The organism is Staphylococcus gallinarum (assembly GCF_000875895.1).
Lineage (GTDB): Bacteria > Bacillota > Bacilli > Staphylococcales > Staphylococcaceae > Staphylococcus > Staphylococcus gallinarum.
Genome location: NZ_JXCF01000018.1, coordinates 17511 through 39503 on the forward strand (window position 1 = coordinate 17511; position 21993 = coordinate 39503).

The window sequence follows — 21993 nt, forward strand, 5'->3', positions numbered from 1 at the left end:
TGAAAAGACATAAATGAGATATGACACTGTCATCAAATCGGTAAAAGATATAAAGTTGATTGACTAAGTAAGTGTCCTAAGCTAAATAAGTTGATAATAAACTAAAAAAGCTGTTCCATTTGAAGTGACTTGATATACACTCCAAATGTTGGATCAGCTTTTTTATATAATATTAATTTATTGCAAGATATGGGGTTACATTAATATATCGTTAATGCGCATGTGAATGATGACTGTGATGGTGTGTATTTAGTACTGCGGAACATAATGTTTTATCATCATGTTTATGTGCACTTGTTTCTAATTGAATCGTCATATGCTGAATATTTAAATGTTCGAGTGTCTGCTCAATACGATGTAATAACTGCTCACCTTCGGCAATGGACATTTCATTATCAACAACGGCATGGCAACTTAATGCATTCATTTCATTGGAAATAGTCCAAATGTGGCAATCATGTACGGCATGTATAGCAGGCTCGCTTTTTATAGATGCAATCACTTGATTGATATCTACATTTGATGGCGTACCTTCCATCAAGATATTGAGTGAAGATTTAGTAATACCCCAACTACTTTTAATTATGAGTAGTGAGACAATAATACTCGCTATTGGGTCAGCTACGTACCAACCAAATGACCATATTAATATAGCTGCAATAATTGCTCCAACTGATCCTAATAAATCTCCTAGCACATGTAAGAAAGCACCACGCATATTTATATTCTCGTGGGTATCTCCACCTTTAAACATAAATGAGGCAACGATGATATTTACAATTAAACCAATGACGCTAATGATAAACATTTCAGTGGATTGGACATTTTCTGGTACAAAGAATCTACGAATGGCCTCAATAATAATGACTACCCCTATAACAAATAATGTCACACCATTAAATAGGGCAGCTAGAATTTCAAACCGTTTGTAGCCAAAGGTTTTGGACTTGGTAGCATTTTTTTCAGCATATATAAAGGCTAATAATGCGACGCCTAGTGAAACTGAATCACTTAACATGTGTAGTCCGTCTGATAAGAGTGCTAAACTATTAGCGAAAAAGCCACCTATAATTTCGATAATCATAAATAAACCGATTATAATAAAACTAATTAATAAGACCTTTTTATTGTTTGTGTGTACATGACCGTGTGCATGATTATGTCCATGATGATCTGACATTTGGATTTCCACCTTTCATCTATGCTTTATGTGTTGCGTGATGTATTGCTTGATCTAGTAATGTAGTGACATGTGTATCGTCTAAGGCATAAATCATAGATTGACCCGAACGATTTGATTTAACGAGATGTGCTTGCTTTAATGTGCGTAATTGGTGTGAAACATTAGATTGACTTAAATTCAAAGTGTGTGCGATATGGCCAACACTACAATCACCTTGAGATAATAAGTGCATAATCCTAATTCGGTTTGCATCACTTAAAGCTTTAAATATTTCTGTTACATGTTCTAAAGTTGATTCATCAAATGATTCTGTCATACTTTCACCTCACCATATTAATATATGAACATTTATTCATATATTAATATATATTTGTCTTTTTGTCAAAATGATGGGATGAGTCGTTTTAGTTTTAAATTCTTATAAAAGTGGTAGACTTTTATTATGAAATCAATAAGGAGGTAACGAATATATGAGTATTTTACTTATTGGAGCAAATGGTGGCGTAGGTAAACACTTAGTAAATCAATTTAAAGATAGTGATGAAGCATTTACAGCTGGTGTAAGAAAAGAAGACCAGGTAGAATCATTAAAAGCAGAAGGCGTAGATAGTTTATTAATCGATGTAGAAGCAGATGATATTGATACGCTCAAAGAAAAAATTAAAGGATTTGATAAAGTTATTTTTTCTGTTGGTTCTGGTGGAAGCACTGGTGCAGATAAAACAATAAGTGTTGATTTAGACGGTGCAATTAAATCAATCAAAGCAAGTGAAGCTAATAATGTAAAACAATATGTAATGGTATCAACATATGATTCTCGTCGTGAGGCATTTGATGCAAGTGGTAGCTTGAAACCATATACGATTGCAAAGCATTATGCTGATGAATATTTAAAGCAAGCCTCAGTGCCATATACAATCGTACATCCTGGTGGTTTATTGGACGAAGCAGGTAATAACAAAATAGAAGTAGGCGCATTCTTTGAAGGACGTGGATCAATACCACGTGAGGATGTTGCAACAGTATTAAAAGAAGTTGTGTCATCTGATGATTATATTAATACTGAATTCCAAATCATTAGTGGTGAAAAAGATATTAAATCAGCTTTAGCTGAATTTGTTAAATAAACAAATGGTTGAACGCATAAAGTGCTAAGTCAAATGTGATTATATTGGTGTATATCATAATAAATCATATGTTAGTAGGAGTTTAGCATTATGAGCTGTTCTTCTTGAGAGTTAATCCGTTTATGGATTAACTCTTTTTTTATTGAGAAAGTTATTCAATTTTGAGCTCACAAGTATTAAAATTTGATACAATAATACATATCGTGTGGAGGTTATTATGAAGATTTCAAACACAAAAATATACGAACAAGTTGCAGATATCATATTAGAAAGCATTAAATCAGGTGAATATAAAGTTGGAGATCGTTTACCCTCAATACAACAGTTGGCTCAAATATACGGTGTTAGTGTTGCGTCTATACGAGAAGCTTTAAATGCTTTACGAACAATTGGTGTAATCGAATTAAAACAAGGTTATGGGACATTTATTAAGCAAGTAAAGCCTACATTTTTTGAATTAGGTGACAAGTTTACATCGATCGAGCAAATTAAAGAACTATTAGAATTGAGAGAAATAGTTGAGAGTGCTACAGTGGAAAAGGCTGCTTTAAATCGTAATGACAGTGACTTGGCTCAGTTAAAGCAATCACTAGATGACATGGGAAAGGCAGTTACAGATGGAACTTCAGGAGAAAAAGCGGATCTTCAATTTCATTTGGCGATTGCTAAAGCTGCGAAAAATACTTTGCTAGTAGAGTTACTTAATAATATTTCAGGTTTAATTCAAGATTCCATGGAAGAAACACGTAAAATATTTATATATAGTGCTCAAAAAACAATGCATCGTTTACATGAAGAACATGTACGCATATACAACGCTATCAAATCACAAGATTCCAGTGAAGCAGTCATGGCGATGGAGGCACACCTGACAGAAGTAAGGGATACAATATTAACAAACTTTAAGCAATATTAATTAGTTATATCTATGAGTATCGAAGTTAGACGTTGCTCATAGATTTTTAAGATTGTGATGACAATATGTGACTCAAAGCTAGTTTTTAGACTGGCTGCATTTATGTGATTAACCATTATTAATAGGATATAAACTAAAAATTTTACATAAAAAAGAAGCCCAAACTTTCCATGTTTGGACTCCCTAGCAAATTTTATATTGTTGAAGGGGTTAACAACCCATTCAAGTGCATAATTAATCTTTAACTACCTTATACGCAGAATGCGCATGGGATACATTTTGTAACCCGAAGATTATTATACTATCACTAAGTTTGAGAAAGCAAGTGTAAAATTAATTTAATTTTAACAAATTTAATATATTATATAATCGGTGGTGTGAAATCGTTTGAATAAATAGCAATTCTTCTGTTGTTACGTCACAACAAAGCTTGGGTTATGATTTAACTTGATAATTCAAATTTAAAAGATTAATGACTACAAACATAGAAGTAAAAATTAAACGTTTTTAATAACTTGAGCAAAATTATGATACAATAATAATCGTGTAAGCAATATAATGAAAGCTTTATTAATCCATAGATAGATAAATAATTTTAAAAATTTCGATAGATAAATAAACAAATTGAACAATTTGGAGGTGTAAGTCATGGCATTATTTCTCAAGCCTATTTTCCATGAAAAAATATGGGGTGGCACAAAATTAAGAGACTTAGGATATGATATTCCAAGTGATAAGACAGGAGAAGCCTGGGGCATAGCTGCACATCCCAACGGTAACTGTGAAATTTTAAATGGACCATACAAGGGCCAAACATTAGCAAATCTGTGGAATGAACATAGAGAATTATTTGGAGACTTTCCAAGTAAAGACTTTCCATTAATGACCAAGATTGTTGATGCTACAGAATCGTTATCGGTTCATGTACATCCAGATGATGCTTATGCATTTGAGATGGAAGCAGGCCAATACGGTAAATCAGAATGTTGGTATATTATTGCTGCAGAAGAAGGCGCAGAAATTGTATATGGATTAAATGTTGATCATAAAGAAGAAGCGATTGATGTGATTGATGACGCTGCATTTGATTCAGCATTTAACAAAGTTAAGGTTAAACCTGGCGAATTTTATTTTATTCCAGCTGGGACAGTGCATTCCATTGGTGCAGGTGTATTAGTATATGAAACAATGCAATCTTCGGATGTTACATATAGAATATATGATTATGATAGAACAGAAAATGACACAAAACGCACATTAGACCATGACAAAGCAAAAGATGTGATTGAGATATCGACTGAAAATATCAATATTGCGACAGATACAGAAATAATAGAGAATCATAGACGTACACAGTTGGTTTCTAATGATTTCTTTACTATGGTTAAGTGGGAAATTTCTGGAACTTTAAATTATATGAAACCAAGAGAATTTGTCTTAGTATCGGTTATTGGTGGCGAAGGACAAGTGATAGTAGATGGAACTGTTTTTGATGTGACACAAGGTCAGAATTTCATTTTAACTTCAGATGACTTAGATACAATATTTGAAGGAGACTTTGAATTAATCATAAGTTACTTATAGTACTTTATTGTGAAAGGAGAGATGTGTGATGTATAAATATCTATATATTTCGTTAATATGTGGCATTATTTCTGGTGCAGGTATTTTCTTAAAAATACCACAATATCCTAGTCTCTTCATTCCTATGGCTATCAGTTTAATTGGTATGATTGCTGCAATAGTGACAATTCGAGATAAACAGGTTAGTAGCATGTTGCGTTTAGGTGGTATTTTAATTAATTTAATGCCATTGTTAGGTGCGTTTACAGTGACACAATAGTTTAATAGATAAGTATCTTTGCATTTATTAATGTAGGAGATACTTTTTTTGTGAAACTGTATAATATTTATTCAATATATTAAAAATCTAAAGCATTAATTACTTTTTGCGTTGAAATTTATTTAATTGAAATAATAGAAGTAGACATGATGATTAATTTTGATGCTATGATAATCGCTTTGAAAAGTTTTTAGAAGGAATGGTGACAGTGGAAAAGGTTAGAGGTATTATTATGACCTTAGTGATTGCGATGGTAGCAACGATATTAGGTAGTAAGTTTCCTGTTATAGGAAGTGCAATTTTTGCAATTATTATTGGTATAATAATTAACAATATATTTTGGATTGCTCCAAAATATCGAGCAGGGATACAATTTAGTAGTAAAAAAATACTGCATTATAGCATTATAGTATTAGGGTTTAGTCTTAGTTTTCAGTCAATAGGTAGCGTTGGTTGGAAATCATTACCAATTATAGTTGTCACATTATTTGCAGCTTTTTTCACTGTATTTCTATTTATGAAATTATTCAAAATCAATGAAAACTTAGGTATATTAATAGGTGTTGGCACATCTATTTGTGGTGGTTCGGCAATTGCAGCAACAAGTCCTGTTATCAAAGCGAAAGAGAGTGAAGTAGCATTTGCGATAACGACAATTTTTCTATTTAATATCATTGCTGTCTTTATATTTCCTCCATTAGGCCACATATTCCAGATGAATCAAGTTACGTTTGGTTATTTTGGAGGTACAGCAATTAATGATACATCTAGCGTTATAGCGGCAACTTCGAGTTATGGTGATCAAGCACTAGCAACAGGTGCTATAGTAAAACTTACACGAACGTTAATGATAATTCCGGTCGTCTTATACTTTACCTATCGCACGATTAAAAAAGAAAAAGAGCAACATACAAACGTTGCAATAAAAAATATATTTCCTTGGTTTATCCTTTGGTTTGTTATCGCATCAATCATTAGTACTGTATGTCATTTTCCATCACAATTGATTCAAATATTCCAACAGTTGTCAGTATTTTTAATAACAATGGCTATGGCTGGAATCGGCTTAACAGTTAACTTAAAACAATTTAAATCAGCAGGTATTAAACCGATTTTGTTAGGCTTAATTACATGGCTCATTGTCATAATAACTAGTATCATTACAATGAAGCTAATTAACTTAATGTAATGTTTGTTCAATAAGCAGTTTTTGCATATAATAGGTAAGATAGAATTTATAAATTAAGATAAGGAGCATCTAAATGGCAGAGGAAACGAGTTATTTTTGGTTGAATTGCGGATACAATCGCTGGAATCATAACGAACCATTAGTAGGGCAAACCACATTATTTGAATCAGGTGCACAATTTAGTCCTTCACAAGGTTTCCGATCATTCAAACAAGCAAAAATAGGTGACTATGTTATATTTTATCAAGTTCAGATGGATACTGGTTTATTAGGCTTTGGTCAAATTACTAGTGTGCAGACTGGCGCGCAAAACAAAATTAGAGTGCATTTTCAATTACAAGAGCAACTTAAACCATTGACTGCAGACTATTTAAAGCGTAGTGAGCAATTGGAATTTAGAATGAGCAATATGAAAGAAACATTGTTTAATCAAATTACTAAAGATGAATTTGATTTGATTGTTAGTCTTGGAAAAGGTGAAACAAAAGTGCCTAGATACTTTTTTGTTTCCGAAGAAGAAGAATACGAACCTGAGTCTACACACACAATTTTCACTCATACATATAATGGCATTAAACGTAATGGCTATCATTTTTACACACAATTAGAAATTGGAGATCAGTTAGTTTTTTATAATAGAAAAAAAGATCAATCTGTAATAGGCGTTGGTGAAGTAAGTCGACATATTCATGAAAAACCGCCAATTCCGGGTAGAACGAATAGCACGGCAATTGAAATTTATTTCGACAAGGCAATTGAACCTGTTTCATTGGGCACGTTAAATAAACATCCAAAATTAAAAAATCTATATTTCTTACAAGAAAATGCCAAACAAGCTATTGCCAGTATGTCAAAAACACAATTTGAAGCAATCATAGAAATGAGTGAGAATGACGGCTTAAAATCACAATTTGAAATGGTTAAAAATGAACAGGTTATTGATACACAAAGTGAGGATTTGAAACCATTTATACTATTGGTTGCCGATAAAGGGGAAGGTTTACAAGCAGCGGAAGATTTATTACAAAAGACAAATGCTAATCCGGTATTGGTTGCTGGACATCCGGACTTTTCAGAGGATATGTTGTATGGTAAATATTTACCTAATGAATCGGGTGCACTATATTATCGTGAGGGCTTTATTACTAATTTAATGCCGAGAAAAGATAAAAGTTATTTAGTGATTGATAACTTTAATCGTGTGGATCCAGATATTTTTCAGACATACATTAATGTGTTAGAAGGTTATGAAATGACAATGCCTAGATATAATAAAGAAGGTAATATGATTAAATGGTCGAGACAGAAAGACTCATATTATCACTTTAATCCGAATTGGCATATTGTAGGTATCACATATGATGACTTAAACGAAATTAAACATAAGTATACTGAGCAATTCTTGAAATATACAAGGATTGTAAAAGTTAAGCAAGACGATTAAATTAAATAGAATGATTTAAATTGAACTTACCACTGTCCTAATTTGGCTTGTTTTAAATAGAGCTAATCACATTATGGCGACGTGGTAAGTTTTTTTATTGTGTCGGAGCTAATCAAAATGAAAGATTAACACTTAGAAAATCATATTATGATTTATTATTATAGTTTTAGGATATAATAGAGGTATGAAGAAATAATATTCAAGTGGTATTGAAATTTCAAATTTCAAATAGGGGTGAAATAGATGCCAATAATTTATTATGATGGAACGTGTGTATATTGTTATAATTATGCGATTTGGTTAATACAAAACGGTCTGTCGAAACGCTATGAATTTGCGCAATTACAAGGAGAAACGGCGCAACATTTATTTGAGAATTATCCAGAAGCTGATGTGAAAAATAGTGTGATTTTGCAAAATGGTGATCAATTTGAATTTAAATCAGATGCGATTGCAACATTAATTACTTCACTGACAGGATATAAATGGTTGGGCATATTACTCAGATTAACACCCAAATTTTTAAGAGAGTTCGGTTATAATACGTTTGCAAACAATAGAAATCGTATGTGGAAGACACATTGGCATAAACCAAATAAATATGAACAATCATTTTTTATTGACTAATGAGTAATGACAACGGAGGAAAGACAAATGGGAAATATAATTGTAATAGGAAGTGCATCGATTGATTTAGTTGTAAAGACAGATATTATTCCAGAAGCTGGAGAGACAGTTATGGGGTCATCATTTTTTACAACGCCAGGAGGGAAAGGTGCGAACCAAGCGGTGGCAGCAGCTCGTCTAAGCGATCAAGTTTATATGATTGGTGCAGTAGGCGATGATGACTATGGACAACAAATACTAAGCAACTTAAAAGAAAATAATGTAGATACACAATTTATGGACGTCATAGATAATGAAAGTTCTGGTACTGCACATATCACATTATACGATAATGATAATAGAATTATTGTCGTACCTGCGGCGAATCAATATGTTACTGCAGAGCGAGTGTTACCAAAATTAGCACAATTCCAAGCAGGTGATATTATACTCATGCAACATGAGATACCTGAGGAAACAATCGAAGCGGTCGTAGATTACGCAGTACAGCATCAAATAAAGGTGATGCTTAATCCAGCACCATATCGTAAATTGCAGCAAGACATTTTAGATAAGGTGACTTGGTTAACCCCGAACGAAACAGAGAGTGAATTACTGTTTGATAATCAAGTAGACAGTGCTTTGCAATCATATCCAAGGAAGTTGATAGTTACAAAGGGTGCTGACGGTGCCGTCTTTTTTGATGGATCTCTACAAAAAGTACCAGGATTCAAAAAGGAAGTAATTGATACAACTGGTGCAGGCGATACATTTAATGGTGCATTAGCAGTTGCGCTAAATGATAATAAGACATTAGAAAAAGCCGTAGATTTTGCGAATTTAGCAGGCAGTTTTTCAGTGACTGGTTTGGGTGCTCAAGGTGCAATGCCATACAGAAAAGACTTAGATTAACAACTCGATTTTAGGGTAAATGACTATTGTGTGACAACCACACATTCAGATTATAATAATTCTAATTTAAGTAGGTCAAACACTTTACAGATTATAATTATTATAATATAATAGTTAATGTAATCAATAGAGAGATAAGCCTATTAGAAAGGCAAAGTAATAATATTAAGGAGAGGTTATATAATGGCAAATAATCAAGAAGTAGTAACAGTATTAAATCAACAAGTGGCAAACTGGACTGTAGCATTTACTAAATTACACAACTTCCATTGGTATGTTAAAGGACCAAACTTCTTTTCATTACACACTAAATTTGAAGAGTTATATGATGAAGCAAGTGGATATGTAGATGATTTAGCTGAACGTATTTTAGCTGTTGGAGGAAATCCAGTTGCAACATTAAAAGAAAGTTTAGAACTTTCAATTATTGATGAAGCAGGTAAAGGCTATAAAGCAGAAGAAATGGTAGAAGAATTATCTAAAGACTTTACTAATGTATCAAAACAATTAGAAGAAGCAATTGAAGTTGCGTCTAAAGCAGAAGATGATGTGACTGAAGATATGTTTATCGGTATGCAAACAAACATTGAAAAACATAACTGGATGTTAAAATCATACCTAGCTCAATAATAGATAGAATATTATATAATGTATTGCAAATGCCTTATGAATGGTGCTATTTAGCCTGTTCATAAGGCTTTTTTCTACAAATAAAAAACTATGAAGAAATCAAACGTTATAGATTTCTTCATAGTTTAACTGTTTATTAAATATGGTTAGGTATTAATATCCTAAGCACATAATGATTGGAATGCGAATTATTCAGCTATCTCTAAAGCAATTTCCATCATTTGAGTAAATGAATTTTGACGTTCTTCGGCAGTTGTCGCTTCATCTCTTAATATATGATCACTTACTGTAAAGACGCCTAGTGCTTTTTTGTTAGCGTAAGTAGCATTTAGATACAATGCAGCTGATTCCATTTCAATTCCTAAGATACCCATACGTTGCCATCTTTCATTAAATGTTGAATCTGCATTGTAGAATGTATCAGAAGATAAGATATTACCTACATGTGACTTTGCACCAATTTCATCTGCTTTTTGTTTTGCTTTTAAAATTAAATCAAAGTCTGCTAATGGCGCATAATGTCCAGGAATATTGTATTGATCTACATAGCTTGAGTTTGTTGAAGCACCTTGAGCTATAATGATGTCATAAAGATTGACATTTTCTTGTAATGCGCCACAAGAACCAATTCGAATAATCGTGTCTACATCAAAGAAATTATATAATTCATAAGAATAGATACCGATACTAGGAATACCCATTCCAGATCCCATAACTGATACTTCTTTACCCTTATATGTACCTGTGTATCCAAACATATTTCTTACTTCGTTGAATTGCTCTACATTTTCTAAATAATTGTCGGCAATGTATTTTGCACGTAATGGATCCCCTGGCATTAATACTGTTTTAGCTATTTTAGTCCCATTAGGTTGAATATGAGGTGTACCTTTTGTCATAATCATCTTCTCCTTTAAATTCTTTATCAAAATAAAGATAACATTTGTTTATTATTTTTGCGAATTTTTGTAGTATAGAGGTAAAGGGAAAGGCAATAAATCAAGTGAAAATTTACTTTTAACAATTTAAGTGAAGATAAATATTACTTTAAACAAAATTTAGGAGGATTCTAAATGAATTACGCAAAATATATAGACCACACATTATTAAAACCTGAGGCGACAAAGGATCAAATTGATAAATTAATTTCAGAAGCAAAAGAATATAATTTCAAATCAATTTGTATCAATCCAACACATGTGCAATATGCTGTAGAACAATTAACTGACAGTGATGTCTTAGTTTGTACTGTAATTGGTTTCCCATTAGGAGCAACAACAACAGAAACTAAAATCTTTGAAACTGAAGATGTCATCAAAAAAGGTGCTTCTGAAGTAGATATGGTAATTAATATTGGCGCATTAAAAGATGGGAATTATGATTTAGTTCAAAAGGATATTGAAGGCGTAGTAGGCGCTGCTAACGGAAAAACTGTCAAAGTGATTATTGAAACTTGTTTATTAACTGATGAAGAAAAAGTAAAAGCATCTGAATTAAGTAAAGCAGCTGGTGCTGATTTTGTTAAGACATCTACTGGTTTTGCAGGAGGAGGCGCTACACCTGAAGATGTTAAATTAATGAAAGATACTGTTGGAGATGCACTCGAAGTTAAAGCATCAGGAGGCGTTAGAAATCTTGAAGACTTTAATAAAATGATTGAAGCTGGAGCGACACGCATTGGTGCAAGCGCAGGTATCCAAATCATCCAAGGTCTAGAAAGTGATTCTGATTACTAATTATATTTTCAATTTATTGTTGAAATAAGGGAGGTCTACACATATGAGAATGGTAGATTTAATTGAAAAGAAACGTGATGGCCAAGCGCTAACAGAAGAAGAAATTAATTTCTTTATTGAAGGTTATACTAAAGGGGATATACCAGATTATCAAGCTTCTAGTTTAGCCATGGCAGTGTATTTTCAAGATATGAATGAAGCAGAAAGAGCAGCGTTAACTATGGCAATGGTTAATTCAGGAGATGTTATTGATTTATCCAATATTAATGGTGTGAAAGTGGATAAACATTCTACTGGTGGTGTCGGTGATACGACTACGCTTGTACTTGCACCATTGGTTGCTGCAGTAGGTGTACCAGTTGCAAAAATGAGTGGTAGAGGATTAGGACATACAGGCGGTACCATTGATAAATTAGAGTCAATTGAGGGCTTTCATGTTGAAATTTCGGAAGAGAAATTTGTAAAGTTAGTAAATGAAGATAAAGTAGCTGTAATTGGTCAAACTGGGAACTTAACACCCGCTGATAAAAAATTGTATGGCTTACGTGATGTAACAGGTACAGTGAATTCTATACCATTAATTGCATCATCTATCATGAGTAAAAAAATAGCAGCCGGTGCTGACGCGATTGTCCTCGATGTCAAAACAGGTAACGGTGCATTTATGAAGACATTAGAAGATGCAGAATCTTTAGCACGTGCGATGGTGAATATTGGCAATAATGTAGGTAGAAATACGATGGCCATTATATCAGACATGGGTCAACCCCTAGGTAATGCGATTGGCAATGCATTAGAAGTCAAAGAAGCAATTGAAACATTACAAGGTCAAGGACCAAAAGACCTAACTGATTTAGTATTAACGTTAGGTTCGCAAATGGTAGTTGTTGGAGGAAAAGCACAAGACTTAGCAGAAGCGCGTACTTTACTTGAAAATGCAATTGCTGACGGAACGGCACTAGCACGCTTTAAAACATTTATTGAAAATCAAGACGGTGATGGATCAGTAGTAGATGATGTATCAAAATTACCGCAAGCACAATATCAAATTGACTACCCAGCTACAAAGTCAGGGGTCGTAACGGAAATTGTAGCAAACGAAGTAGGTGTTGCATCAATGATGCTCGGAGCAGGTCGTCAAACGAAAGAGGACGATATTGATTTGAGTGTAGGCATTGTCTTGAATAAAAAAGTTGGAGATAAGGTAAAAGCTGGTGAATCATTATTAACAATACACAGTAATCGCGAACAAGTAGATGATGTTATTGAGAAGTTAAACGCGAGCATTACCATAAGTGATAGCGGTAAAGCACCAACATTAATTCACAAAGTAATTACTGAATAGGAGTGAAACACAATGACGACACCTTTTAACAGAGTACATTTAATAGTTATGGATTCGGTTGGTATAGGCGAAGGTCCGGATGCTAAAGCATTTAATGATGAGGGAAGCCATACTTTAAAGCATACACTTGAAGGATTTGATCAAACATTACCTAATTTACAACAATTAGGATTAGGAAATATCGAAGCTTTACCAGTCGTTGACAAAGTTGATAAACCACTAGCTTTTTACACAAAAATGAGTGAAGCATCAGTAGGTAAGGATACAATGACAGGTCATTGGGAAATAATGGGCTTAAATATTATGCAACCATTTAAAGTTTATCCAGAAGGCTTTCCAGAGGAACTCGTTTCAGAAATTGAACGGTTAACTGGACGTAAAGTCGTTGCTAATAAACCAGCTTCAGGTACTCAAATCATTGATGAGTGGGGAGAACATCAAATGAAGACAGGCGATTTAATCGTTTATACTTCAGCTGACCCTGTATTGCAAATCGCTGCTCATGAAGAAGTTATTCCATTAGAAGAACTTTATGACATATGTGAAAAAGTGCGTGAATTAACTAAAGATCCTAAATATTTGATTGGTAGAATTATTGCTCGTCCATATGTCGGAGAGCCAGGCGCGTTTAAACGTACATCAAACCGACATGATTATGCTTTAAAACCATTCGGTCGTACAGTGATGAATGAATTAAGTGATAGTGGTTATGATGTTATTGCACTGGGTAAAATCAATGATATTTATGACGGCGAAGGTGTGACCGAAGCGGTTCGTACTAAAGATAATATGGATGGTATGGATAAATTAATTGAAACAGTTCAAAAAGACTTTACAGGATTGAGTTTCTTAAACTTAGTAGACTTTGATGCACTGTATGGCCACAGACGCGATAAGCCAGGCTATGCACAAGCGATTAAAGACTTCGATGAGCGTTTACCTGAACTAATGAAATATTTACGAGAAGATGATTTAGTGATTATTACAGCAGATCATGGTAATGATCCGACTGCGGATGGTACGGATCATACAAGGGAATATATTCCAGTATTGATGTATAGTCCTAAATTCCAACAAGGTCATGAATTGTCTGTAGACGATACATTTAGTTCAATAGGCGCGACAATCGCTGATAACTTTGGGGTAGCACTTCCTAAGTTTGGTAAAAGCTATTTAAAAGAAATGGGCGTTGAAAAATGAAACGACTTTTAAGTATCGTGTTCGGTTTAGCTTTTTCATTTGTAGGCGTATTACATTTTAAAAATGAGGCTAATTTCACACGAATTGTACCAGCATATTTACCATTTAAACGAACAGCTGTTATAGTAACAGGGATAATAGAGTGTATTTTTGGTATATTATTATTGATTAAACAACCAACTACACGTTTGAAAAATGCAATTTCCGCGTTCTTATTGGCAGTATTCCCTGCAAATATTTATATGGCGCGTAAACAATTGCCTTTAGGGGATAAGACGCTTTCGCCTTGGGCATTATATCTACGTTTACCAATGCAGTTTCTATTCATTGGCATAATTCGTAAATTATAGAAACGAATGTATTAAATAATAAAGAAAGGTATGCAAAGACTTAATTAAGTCACGCATACCTTTCTTTGTGTTTTTCTAAAATAATCAAAATTTACGAGTAGAAATGAGATTATGTCACTTATTTCAACAGCATAGAGACATTAATGTACAATAAGACGAGATAATTGATGAAAGTATATGATAAGAAAAAATTTGTAGTTGAGTTTATTAAGGTGATGGTAATTTAAAAGTCACAAATGTTTTCAATGTATTTTGACGAGACTCCTGTTGTAGGACGAGCTGAAGACTACAGGCTGAAACTGTCCCCTAGGAAAGCGAGCCAACAATACGAATAGGATGAATAAAAATAAGCACTCAGATAAATTAAATTATCTGAGTGCTATTTTTCTGGAATTTATGTTCCAGGGTGGTCTTAGTAATGCTTAGAGCAGTCTCACGATCAAGATGTATATGACTCGGTAATTATTTGGAGTTATATACTTTATAGCGTGAAATGGTTATTTATTTTCACCATAAACATCGTTCCATTCTGAACGTTTGTCTAAAAAGGCTTGCGCTATTTCTTTGGCACCTTCTAATGAATGACTCGCTGCCCATCCACATTGGACCTCATTACAAGCAGGTACTTCTGTAGCTGCTAATACATCTTTAATTGTTAATTCGATGATATTTAACACATCATTATAATCATCATGGTTAATGAATGAAACATAAAATCCAGTTTGACAACCCATTGGACTTAGATCGACAACTTTATCAGAATGATTTCTAATATTTTCAGCCATTAGATGTTCTAATGAGTGAAGGCCAGGCATCTCCATATGCTCTTTGTTTGGTTGTTTGAAACGAATATCATACTTATGAATGACATCGCCATTGGCACCTTCCATTTTTCCTGCAAGTCTTACAAAAGGCGCATCAACAATTGTATGATCTAAATTAAAACTTTCAACGTTCATTTTTGGCATTATGCTTCCTCCTAAAATCTTAATAAAGTTATTGTAACAAGATGAACCTGCTTTTACAATTTGTTAAATGTGGTATAGAGACTAATACAAAAGTAAAAATGTTTTAAATTTCAGAAAATTAATGACAGAATACAATAAAGCCGATAGAATAAGTAATAATTAAAAGTGTTTTGTACACTTGATTAGATAATTAAATGAATTGGTATTGCATATAATTTCTTAAAATTTAAGTAATAACTAGCTCGTAGTAATGTGGAAAGTAGGGTTTCAGCAATGGAAAATAAACAAAATATTTTAGATTATATAGAAAATGAAAAGAATAAATATATAGAATTAAGCCATCAAATACATCAAAGACCAGAACTTGGTAATGAAGAAATTTTTGCATCTCGAACATTAATTGAGCAATTAAATCGCCATAATTTTGAGGTAGAGACTGATATTGCAGGTCATGCTACAGGGTTTATAGCTAAATATGATTCATCGAAACCCGGTCCGACAATTGGTTATCTAGCGGAATATGATGCTTTGCCGGGTCTAGGCCATGCATGTGGACACAATATAATTGGAACAGCAAGCGTATTAGCTGGGATAGCCTTAAAGCAAGTGATAGATAAAGTTGGGGGACAAGTGATTGTCTTGGGCTGTCCTGCCGAAGAAGGTGGAGAGAATGGTAGTGCCAAAGCATCATATGTTAAGGAGGGCATTATTGATGAATTAGATATCGCATTAATGGTGCATCCAGGTAATGAAACGTATCGTACGATAAATACTCTAGCAGTAGATGTGCTAGATATTAAGTTCTATGGTAAGAGTACACATGCATCTGAAAATGCACATGAAGCAAGAAATGCTTTAGATGCAATGATTTCTTATTTTAATGGTGTGGCACAATTGAGACAACACATTAAAAAGAGTCAACGTGTACATGGAGTAATTTTAGATGGAGGAAAGGCAGCAAATATTATTCCAGATTTCACACATGCAAGATTTTATACTAGAGCAACAACTAGAAAAGATTTAGACGTCTTAACTGAAAGAGTTGGTCAAATTGCGAGAGGTGCAGCGATTCAAACGGGTTGTGACTATGAATTTGGCCCAATTCAAAATGGTGTGAATGAATTTGTAAAAACTTCAAAGTTAGACGATTTATTCGCAAAATATGCGACTGAAATGGGTGAAGCCGTTATTGATGATGATTTCGGATATGGTTCAACAGATACAGGAAATGTGAGTCATGTTGTACCAACGATTCATCCCCATATTAAAATAGGTTCTCGAAATCTAGTTGGTCACACACACCGCTTTAGAGAAGCAGCAGGTAGTACACACGGTGATCAAGCATTAATTCGAGGCGCAAAAATATTATCCTTAATGGGCTTAGAATTAATAGAAGATAGCGCACTATTTAAAGAAATTGTTGAACAACATCAATTTATAAAGGAGCACAAAAAATGACAAAACAAAGTTCTCTAAGACCTAAAATAACACTTAGTGATCTTTATGATTCAAATATAGTATATACGTCTCGTCCATCATATATTTCAAATCCGTGGTTAGAGCCAGAAGAACACCAATCTAATTTTTTAACTGGTAGAGAATTATTGATTGCTAATCAAATGCCTGTGATTGTACATGAAGCGAGTGTTACAGAAAATTTAGCACAATTATTTCAATTAATTGGTCAAGATATGCCTAGTAATATTTATAAATTTAACGATAAATCTAGTTATGAACAATTACTAGCTACGTTAGCGCAAAGTCTTGATAAAAAAATTTATTTTCAATATATACATGATGAAGCGATATTGAAAAAACACTACTATGCATTGAATAAAGATATATTTGTTGCTTTAAATAATAAATCTCGTATACCAGAGTGGACGAATAATAAATATTTGCCAAAACGAGAAGTAGTGAATATAGAGGACTTTGAACAAGCAATCAAGCATTGGGAGTTTCCATTTGTTTTAAAACCAGGTGATGATCTACCTACAGCTGGTGGTTATGGTGTAATGATTTGTTATAATCAAACAGATTTAGATAAGGCATCCAAACGAATCGAGAAGGCTAAAAGCGAAACAGACACAATCATAATTGAACAGAAAATTGAAGCAGTTGCAAACTATTGTGTGCAATTTGCATATACGCCGAAACTCGGTGTGCAATATATTGGAACATCACAACAACTGACTGACAAATACGGTCATTATAATGGTAATTTGAATGTTCAAGATGTACCAAAGAAAGTGATACAAGCTGGTAAAGAAATTATGGAAATCGGTGTTGCTCAAGGATATTATGGTGTTGCAGGCTTTGACTTATTAGAGGATGCACAGGGTGATATTTTTGCGATTGATTTGAATTTCAGACAAAATGGTTCTACAAGTATGTTATTACTCGAACCGATTTTAACCCAAGGATTCCATAAGTTTTATAGTTATATTTCACCGGGGGATAATAAACATTTTTTTAATACGATTGTAAAGTATATTAAAAAAGGCGTGTTATTTCCGTTATCATACTATGATGGTGATTGGTACACAGAAGAGCAAGTGAGTTCAAGATTTGGTTGTATTTGGCACGGTGAATCACAAAGTCAAATAGAAAAATTAGAATTACAGTTCCTTGAAGATTTAAAAAAAGGATAAATATGAGATAATGTATTTTAATGTGAATCAAAACATTTGCTATGTCATGTTTATAAATACTAATTGAGGTGTTTGACTGTATTATATATGTCATTTATATTTTGATTAGATTAAAAATATAAAATGAAATGAAGGTGTTAGGATGTCCTATAAAGAAAATTCATTTTATCAAGATATTTTGGTAAGTGAGTGCTTTTATGTTGCAACGGAAGCAAAGCAATTAGTCAGTTATGAAATACTAGGTGAGTCACGCGTGTGTTTGTGGAGTGACAAGTCATTAGCTCAACCATTCCTTGATGCTAAAGATATTGCGTTTGATAAAGTAAAGAAAATTGATGTGGATCGATTTGTTACTTATGAATTAGATGATATATTTAACGAAGGAGATCAAGTGTTGGTCAATCCAACTTCGAAATCAGATGGTGATTTAATAGATGTCGTGAAAGTTAGTGATGAATTAATGTCTGATTTAGATAGTATACGTTTGAAGGAATTTGCTAAAGATGTAGCAAAAGAGGATGCAGTTTTTGGATTATCTGAAAAGGGTGCAAAGCAATTTGCATTAATTAGTGACGATGAACATCAAAGGCCACATATTATGCCCGTATGGAGTATAAAAAGTAGAGCGGAAAAAGTCCGTCGAGAAGACTTTGACAATCTTGAATTAGTTGAGATTGAAGGCGCTGTTTTTGATGAGTGGTTAGATACGTTAAGAGATGATGATAAAGCTGTAGCTATTGATTTGAAACCTGGTGTAGTGGGTACCGTTGTTTCAGCGCAAAAAGTGATTGATCAACTTGCGCTATAGAACGAGTAATTACGAAATTGAAATATGATGATTTGAATGATGTCTTATATAATTTATTTATAAAAAATTAAGGTCAACAAACGTATCTGGAATGTCTCAGATACGTTTGTTGACCTGTTTCGTTTTATAGATGAAGTGCACCAAGAGCACCAGAAAAAGCACCATGTTCAATGTAATAAGGTTTGAATCCTCGTAATACAGTATAATCTTCAATAACGTGTCGTAATAGTTGATTATTGATAAACGTTGAGCCAATATAAGCGACATTTTCGGTTTTGTGTTCTCGTGCTACTGTAATAGCCATCGTTGTAATTGCTTCACCCACTACACCAATTACAGAAGAAAGTTTATCGGCATCGGTAAATGATTTATCTAAATTATGTAAGACATTACCGAAATTAGCTGCCGTTAAATCTCCTGGAATAGGAGGTTGAGTGTTTTTATAGATATGTTTTACCTTTAAATCGATGATATCTCTATTGCCATCTTGAGCAGTATCCGTCAATAACTGATAATCTTGAATGCCAGTTAATAAATATCCTAAACCTTGAATCATACCGCCACCGGTACCTACACCACCAACACGTTTTTGAGCTTTACCGTCATAATAATGAATTGATGTACCAGTCCCAACGTTAGCAAATATGTAATCATCTAGTTGATGGCCTTGTTCAGTTAATAATATATTTAATCCGACAGCCGAAGCATCGAATTCAACAAATATATTAGATTCGCATTTAAGTTGTTGTTGAATTGTAGCAGCCTGACCACCAGTTAAACTGATACGCTCTGCATCAATTGAATTTAACCATTCTATAACTTGATCGATCTCAGTCGTTAGCTTTGTATTATATGAACGTTTGCCATTCTCGTCTTGAACTATTTTTATTAATGTGCCCCCAGCATCAATGCCTATTTTCATAATGGTATTCCCCCAAATATTTTCATTCTTACTTATAGTATAATAAAATATAAGAAAATCAAATATGAAAGTAAAGGGAGCGATTGATTTATGATGCAATTAAGTCCTTACATTATTGTTGATGATGTAGAAGAAGCGTTAGATTTCTATAAAACGGCATTTAGTGGAGAAATAAAGATATTAAATGAAACGAATGGACGTTTATTACATGCTGAATTACATGTAAGTGATGATGTAGTATTACATATTTCTAGCAGTTATGGTCGACCAACGTCTAATGATAATACCAATATTATTTTGACTTTCGATCGTTTGGAAGAACAACGTCAAGTTTACGAGGCACTCAGTGTGGAAGGGGATCCGCATATGCCATTAGATAAAACTTTCTTTAATGCCATGCATGGACAAGTCAAAGATAAATACCAAGTGAATTGGCTGATGAATTGTTTTTTAACTTCATAAAAACGGTTAGTAAGTTCATATAAGTGGTATGTTTTTGATAGATATATAAAACAGTTTAAATAGGGGATTAAATATGTTTACAAAAGAACAATTTGAAGATATTACAGTGCAGGTGTATGAAGATAAATACAAAGAAGCACTCTATGATTTTGAATTAAGTGAGCGCCAGCAAATTTATTCATCTCTGCCAAAGGATGTATTAGATGAAGCGTTAGAGGATGATGATAGAATAGCGAACATTGCATTAAACAGTGATGGAGAAGTGGTAGGTTTCTTTGTACTACACCAATATTATCAACATGAAGGTTATGATACACCAAATCAAGTTGTATATGTTCGCTCATTATCCATTAATGAAAAATATCAAGGCTGTGGATACGGAACTAAAATGATGATGTATTTACCGCAATATGTGCAAATCTTATTTCCGAACTTTAATCATTTGTATTTAGTGGTTGACGCAGAAAATAAAGGTGCTTGGAATGTATACGAGCGCGCAGGATTTATGCATGCTGCAACGAAAGAAGAAGGTCCGATTGGTAAAGAAAGATTGTATTATTTAGATTTAGACTCTAAATATGTTTCATCTTTAAAATTACAAAAGAGTACAGATGAAACACCATATAATATTCATATGATAGATTTACTAAAAGATGGACAGAAAGTCGGCTTTATAGCGATTGAAAAGCATGAAAATCGTATGAATATTTCATCTATTGAAGTGAATGAAGATGAAAGACATCACGGTATTGCTGAAAGTGCATTACGCCAATTATCAACGTATATTAGAAAGCATTTTAATGATGTGGCTGTGCTGACAATCACCTTATATGGGGAACATAATGAATTAAAGCCTTTATGTATAAATAGTAATTTTGTTGAAATTGAAAGTGCTGATGATTTTATCACTTTTGAAAAATATATAAATTATTAATAGCGATTGCGAAATCAAGCATTGTCATTTATAATTTACATTTGTTATTATTACTTAAGAAAACATAGTACTGATTTGGATAAATGCCTTTGAAAGGAAGAATATATAATATGAGAATTCAAGATTATACAAAAGAAATGGTTGATGAGAAATCATTTATTGACATGGCTTACACGTTATTACACGAAAAAGGCGATACAATGAATCTGTATGATATCATTGATGAATTTAAAGCGATTGGACATTATGAAGATCACGAAATTGAAGATAGAATTGTGCAATTCTATACAGACTTAAACACTGATGGACGTTTCTTAAATATTGGTGAAAATATTTGGGGCTTACGTGACTGGTATTCAGTTGATGATATTGAAGAGAAAATTGCGCCAACTATTCAAAAATTTGATATTTTAGATGACGATGATGAAGAAGATAAAACATTGAAATTACTTGGTGAAGATGAAGCGGATGACGATGATGATATCCCTACAGTAACGGATGACCAAGAGACACTAAACGATCCTGAAGATCCAGAAGATGAAGAAGTGGACGAAGAGATTGAAGAGTCTGATATTGTAATTGATGAAGAAGATGAAGACTTAGAAGACGAAGAAGAAGAAGATGAGTACGAGGAAGATGAATTCACAGAAAATTAATTCTGCGATATTTAATTGACTTTTTTCGTGAACATGATAAAATTTTATTCGGGCTCCTTTAATTAGGACGACGTGTATAAATCATATACGCTCCCCCTTACAAATTTGTGA

Annotated in this window: 24 protein-coding genes; 19 read left to right on the forward strand and 5 right to left on the reverse strand. The window is 33.3% G+C overall.

The features are described 5' to 3' along the window. Nucleotides 1-211 precede the first annotated feature (211 nt). A complete protein-coding gene (czrB, locus tag SH09_RS09790) occupies nt 212-1180 on the reverse strand; it encodes a CDF family zinc efflux transporter CzrB (RefSeq protein WP_042739464.1) in 969 nt (322 codons plus the stop codon). Between the two features lie 19 nt (nt 1181-1199). After that, on the reverse strand, nt 1200-1499 hold the full coding sequence (locus tag SH09_RS09795; protein WP_042739465.1) for an ArsR/SmtB family transcription factor: 300 nt from the start codon (nt 1497-1499) through the stop codon (nt 1200-1202). Between the two features lie 154 nt (nt 1500-1653). Between SH09_RS09795 and SH09_RS09800 the strand changes: the two genes are divergently transcribed. From SH09_RS09800 to SH09_RS09840, 9 genes are all read left to right on the forward strand, one after another. Further along, nucleotides 1654-2310, forward strand: coding sequence for an SDR family oxidoreductase (locus SH09_RS09800; RefSeq protein ID WP_042739466.1), 657 nt, complete (start codon nt 1654-1656; stop codon nt 2308-2310). Nucleotides 2311-2527: 217 nt separating this feature from the next. Continuing rightward, nucleotides 2528-3226 (forward strand): FadR/GntR family transcriptional regulator, encoded by a 699-nt coding sequence (locus tag SH09_RS09805; protein ID WP_042739467.1) that lies wholly within the window; start codon nt 2528-2530, stop codon nt 3224-3226. A 648-nt stretch (nt 3227-3874) separates the two neighbouring features. Continuing rightward, nucleotides 3875-4810 (forward strand): type I phosphomannose isomerase catalytic subunit, encoded by a 936-nt coding sequence (locus SH09_RS09810; protein ID WP_042739468.1) that lies wholly within the window; start codon nt 3875-3877, stop codon nt 4808-4810. Nucleotides 4811-4838: 28 nt separating this feature from the next. Beyond that, the gene (locus tag SH09_RS09815; RefSeq protein ID WP_042739469.1) at nt 4839-5069 is read left to right on the forward strand and encodes a hypothetical protein; all 231 of its coding nucleotides are present in this window, start codon (nt 4839-4841) and stop codon (nt 5067-5069) included. A gap of 208 nt (nt 5070-5277) precedes the next feature. After that, a complete protein-coding gene (locus SH09_RS09820) occupies nt 5278-6258 on the forward strand; it encodes a YeiH family protein (protein WP_042739470.1) in 981 nt (326 codons plus the stop codon). A 73-nt stretch (nt 6259-6331) separates the two neighbouring features. Further along, complete coding sequence (locus tag SH09_RS09825) at nt 6332-7702, forward strand: EVE domain-containing protein (RefSeq protein ID WP_042739471.1); 1371 nt, start codon at nt 6332-6334, stop codon at nt 7700-7702. 243 nt (nt 7703-7945) lie between these two features. Continuing rightward, nucleotides 7946-8329 (forward strand): thiol-disulfide oxidoreductase DCC family protein, encoded by a 384-nt coding sequence (locus tag SH09_RS09830; protein WP_042739472.1) that lies wholly within the window; start codon nt 7946-7948, stop codon nt 8327-8329. Between the two features lie 27 nt (nt 8330-8356). Continuing rightward, complete coding sequence (gene rbsK, locus SH09_RS09835; RefSeq protein ID WP_042739473.1) at nt 8357-9220, forward strand: ribokinase; 864 nt, start codon at nt 8357-8359, stop codon at nt 9218-9220. Nucleotides 9221-9403: 183 nt separating this feature from the next. Continuing rightward, the gene (locus SH09_RS09840) at nt 9404-9850 is read left to right on the forward strand and encodes a Dps family protein (RefSeq protein ID WP_042739474.1); all 447 of its coding nucleotides are present in this window, start codon (nt 9404-9406) and stop codon (nt 9848-9850) included. Nucleotides 9851-10038: 188 nt separating this feature from the next. Here the strand turns inward: SH09_RS09840 and deoD are convergent, their stop codons facing one another. Further along, nucleotides 10039-10749 carry a purine-nucleoside phosphorylase gene (gene deoD, locus SH09_RS09845; RefSeq protein ID WP_042739475.1) on the reverse strand — a complete coding sequence of 237 codons (711 nt, stop codon included), beginning with the start codon at nt 10747-10749 and terminating at the stop codon, nt 10039-10041. A 174-nt stretch (nt 10750-10923) separates the two neighbouring features. On the opposite strand from deoD, the gene deoC reads away from it, so the two are divergent. Genes deoC through SH09_RS09865 form a run of 4 tightly spaced genes read left to right on the forward strand, consistent with a single transcriptional unit; the run spans nt 10924 to nt 14481 of the window. After that, a complete protein-coding gene (gene deoC, locus SH09_RS09850) occupies nt 10924-11586 on the forward strand; it encodes a deoxyribose-phosphate aldolase (RefSeq protein WP_042739476.1) in 663 nt (220 codons plus the stop codon). A gap of 43 nt (nt 11587-11629) precedes the next feature. Then, complete coding sequence (locus SH09_RS09855) at nt 11630-12931, forward strand: pyrimidine-nucleoside phosphorylase (protein ID WP_042739477.1); 1302 nt, start codon at nt 11630-11632, stop codon at nt 12929-12931. A 12-nt stretch (nt 12932-12943) separates the two neighbouring features. Then, nucleotides 12944-14131, forward strand: coding sequence for a phosphopentomutase (gene deoB, locus SH09_RS09860; RefSeq protein WP_042739478.1), 1188 nt, complete (start codon nt 12944-12946; stop codon nt 14129-14131). Then, nucleotides 14128-14481, forward strand: coding sequence for a DoxX family protein (locus tag SH09_RS09865; RefSeq protein ID WP_042739479.1), 354 nt, complete (start codon nt 14128-14130; stop codon nt 14479-14481). Before deoB ends, SH09_RS09865 begins: the two co-directional genes overlap by 4 nt. Before the next feature lie 497 nt (nt 14482-14978). Here the strand turns inward: SH09_RS09865 and SH09_RS09870 are convergent, their stop codons facing one another. Next, on the reverse strand, nt 14979-15449 hold the full coding sequence (locus SH09_RS09870; protein ID WP_042739480.1) for an S-ribosylhomocysteine lyase: 471 nt from the start codon (nt 15447-15449) through the stop codon (nt 14979-14981). A 273-nt stretch (nt 15450-15722) separates the two neighbouring features. Between SH09_RS09870 and SH09_RS09875 the strand changes: the two genes are divergently transcribed. The 3 genes from SH09_RS09875 to SH09_RS09885 all read left to right on the forward strand — a co-directional run bounded on the left by SH09_RS09875 (nt 15723) and on the right by SH09_RS09885 (nt 18908). Next, nucleotides 15723-16907 carry a M20 family metallopeptidase gene (locus SH09_RS09875; protein ID WP_042739481.1) on the forward strand — a complete coding sequence of 395 codons (1185 nt, stop codon included), beginning with the start codon at nt 15723-15725 and terminating at the stop codon, nt 16905-16907. Beyond that, entirely contained in the window at nt 16904-18100 is a 1197-nt protein-coding gene (gene ldmS / locus SH09_RS09880) for an L-aspartate--L-methionine ligase LdmS (RefSeq protein ID WP_042739482.1), read from the forward strand. Before SH09_RS09875 ends, ldmS begins: the two co-directional genes overlap by 4 nt. A gap of 142 nt (nt 18101-18242) precedes the next feature. Next, complete coding sequence (locus tag SH09_RS09885) at nt 18243-18908, forward strand: DUF2750 domain-containing protein (RefSeq protein ID WP_042739483.1); 666 nt, start codon at nt 18243-18245, stop codon at nt 18906-18908. Between the two features lie 124 nt (nt 18909-19032). Here SH09_RS09885 and coaW read toward each other — a convergent pair whose 3' ends face one another. Continuing rightward, a complete protein-coding gene (gene coaW, locus SH09_RS09890; protein ID WP_042739484.1) occupies nt 19033-19830 on the reverse strand; it encodes a type II pantothenate kinase in 798 nt (265 codons plus the stop codon). A gap of 90 nt (nt 19831-19920) precedes the next feature. On the opposite strand from coaW, the gene SH09_RS09895 reads away from it, so the two are divergent. The 3 genes from SH09_RS09895 (at nt 19921) to rpoE (ending at nt 21882) form a co-directional block, all read left to right on the forward strand. Further along, a complete protein-coding gene (locus SH09_RS09895; RefSeq protein WP_042739485.1) occupies nt 19921-20292 on the forward strand; it encodes a VOC family protein in 372 nt (123 codons plus the stop codon). Between the two features lie 73 nt (nt 20293-20365). Then, complete coding sequence (locus SH09_RS09900) at nt 20366-21226, forward strand: GNAT family N-acetyltransferase (protein ID WP_042739486.1); 861 nt, start codon at nt 20366-20368, stop codon at nt 21224-21226. A gap of 110 nt (nt 21227-21336) precedes the next feature. Then, entirely contained in the window at nt 21337-21882 is a 546-nt protein-coding gene (gene rpoE, locus SH09_RS09905; protein WP_042739487.1) for a DNA-directed RNA polymerase subunit delta, read from the forward strand. Nucleotides 21883-21993 lie beyond the last annotated feature (111 nt).

What these genes read in the sequence shown, in the direction of transcription:
- czrB (WP_042739464.1), bottom strand. Translation starts at nt 1,180, where the DNA reads ATGTCAGATCATCATGGACATAATCATGCACACGGTCATGTACACACA.
- SH09_RS09795 (WP_042739465.1), bottom strand. Translation starts at nt 1,499, where the DNA reads ATGACAGAATCATTTGATGAATCAACTTTAGAACATGTAACAGAAATA.
- SH09_RS09800 (WP_042739466.1), top strand. Translation starts at nt 1,654, where the DNA reads ATGAGTATTTTACTTATTGGAGCAAATGGTGGCGTAGGTAAACACTTA.
- SH09_RS09805 (WP_042739467.1), top strand. Translation starts at nt 2,528, where the DNA reads ATGAAGATTTCAAACACAAAAATATACGAACAAGTTGCAGATATCATA.
- SH09_RS09810 (WP_042739468.1), top strand. Translation starts at nt 3,875, where the DNA reads ATGGCATTATTTCTCAAGCCTATTTTCCATGAAAAAATATGGGGTGGC.
- SH09_RS09815 (WP_042739469.1), top strand. Translation starts at nt 4,839, where the DNA reads ATGTATAAATATCTATATATTTCGTTAATATGTGGCATTATTTCTGGT.
- SH09_RS09825 (WP_042739471.1), top strand. Translation starts at nt 6,332, where the DNA reads ATGGCAGAGGAAACGAGTTATTTTTGGTTGAATTGCGGATACAATCGC.
- SH09_RS09830 (WP_042739472.1), top strand. Translation starts at nt 7,946, where the DNA reads ATGCCAATAATTTATTATGATGGAACGTGTGTATATTGTTATAATTAT.
- rbsK (WP_042739473.1), top strand. Translation starts at nt 8,357, where the DNA reads ATGGGAAATATAATTGTAATAGGAAGTGCATCGATTGATTTAGTTGTA.
- SH09_RS09840 (WP_042739474.1), top strand. Translation starts at nt 9,404, where the DNA reads ATGGCAAATAATCAAGAAGTAGTAACAGTATTAAATCAACAAGTGGCA.
- deoD (WP_042739475.1), bottom strand. Translation starts at nt 10,749, where the DNA reads ATGACAAAAGGTACACCTCATATTCAACCTAATGGGACTAAAATAGCT.
- deoC (WP_042739476.1), top strand. Translation starts at nt 10,924, where the DNA reads ATGAATTACGCAAAATATATAGACCACACATTATTAAAACCTGAGGCG.
- SH09_RS09855 (WP_042739477.1), top strand. Translation starts at nt 11,630, where the DNA reads ATGAGAATGGTAGATTTAATTGAAAAGAAACGTGATGGCCAAGCGCTA.
- deoB (WP_042739478.1), top strand. Translation starts at nt 12,944, where the DNA reads ATGACGACACCTTTTAACAGAGTACATTTAATAGTTATGGATTCGGTT.
- SH09_RS09865 (WP_042739479.1), top strand. Translation starts at nt 14,128, where the DNA reads ATGAAACGACTTTTAAGTATCGTGTTCGGTTTAGCTTTTTCATTTGTA.
- SH09_RS09870 (WP_042739480.1), bottom strand. Translation starts at nt 15,449, where the DNA reads ATGCCAAAAATGAACGTTGAAAGTTTTAATTTAGATCATACAATTGTT.
- SH09_RS09875 (WP_042739481.1), top strand. Translation starts at nt 15,723, where the DNA reads ATGGAAAATAAACAAAATATTTTAGATTATATAGAAAATGAAAAGAAT.
- ldmS (WP_042739482.1), top strand. Translation starts at nt 16,904, where the DNA reads ATGACAAAACAAAGTTCTCTAAGACCTAAAATAACACTTAGTGATCTT.
- SH09_RS09885 (WP_042739483.1), top strand. Translation starts at nt 18,243, where the DNA reads ATGTCCTATAAAGAAAATTCATTTTATCAAGATATTTTGGTAAGTGAG.
- coaW (WP_042739484.1), bottom strand. Translation starts at nt 19,830, where the DNA reads ATGAAAATAGGCATTGATGCTGGGGGCACATTAATAAAAATAGTTCAA.
- SH09_RS09895 (WP_042739485.1), top strand. Translation starts at nt 19,921, where the DNA reads ATGATGCAATTAAGTCCTTACATTATTGTTGATGATGTAGAAGAAGCG.
- SH09_RS09900 (WP_042739486.1), top strand. Translation starts at nt 20,366, where the DNA reads ATGTTTACAAAAGAACAATTTGAAGATATTACAGTGCAGGTGTATGAA.
- rpoE (WP_042739487.1), top strand. Translation starts at nt 21,337, where the DNA reads ATGAGAATTCAAGATTATACAAAAGAAATGGTTGATGAGAAATCATTT.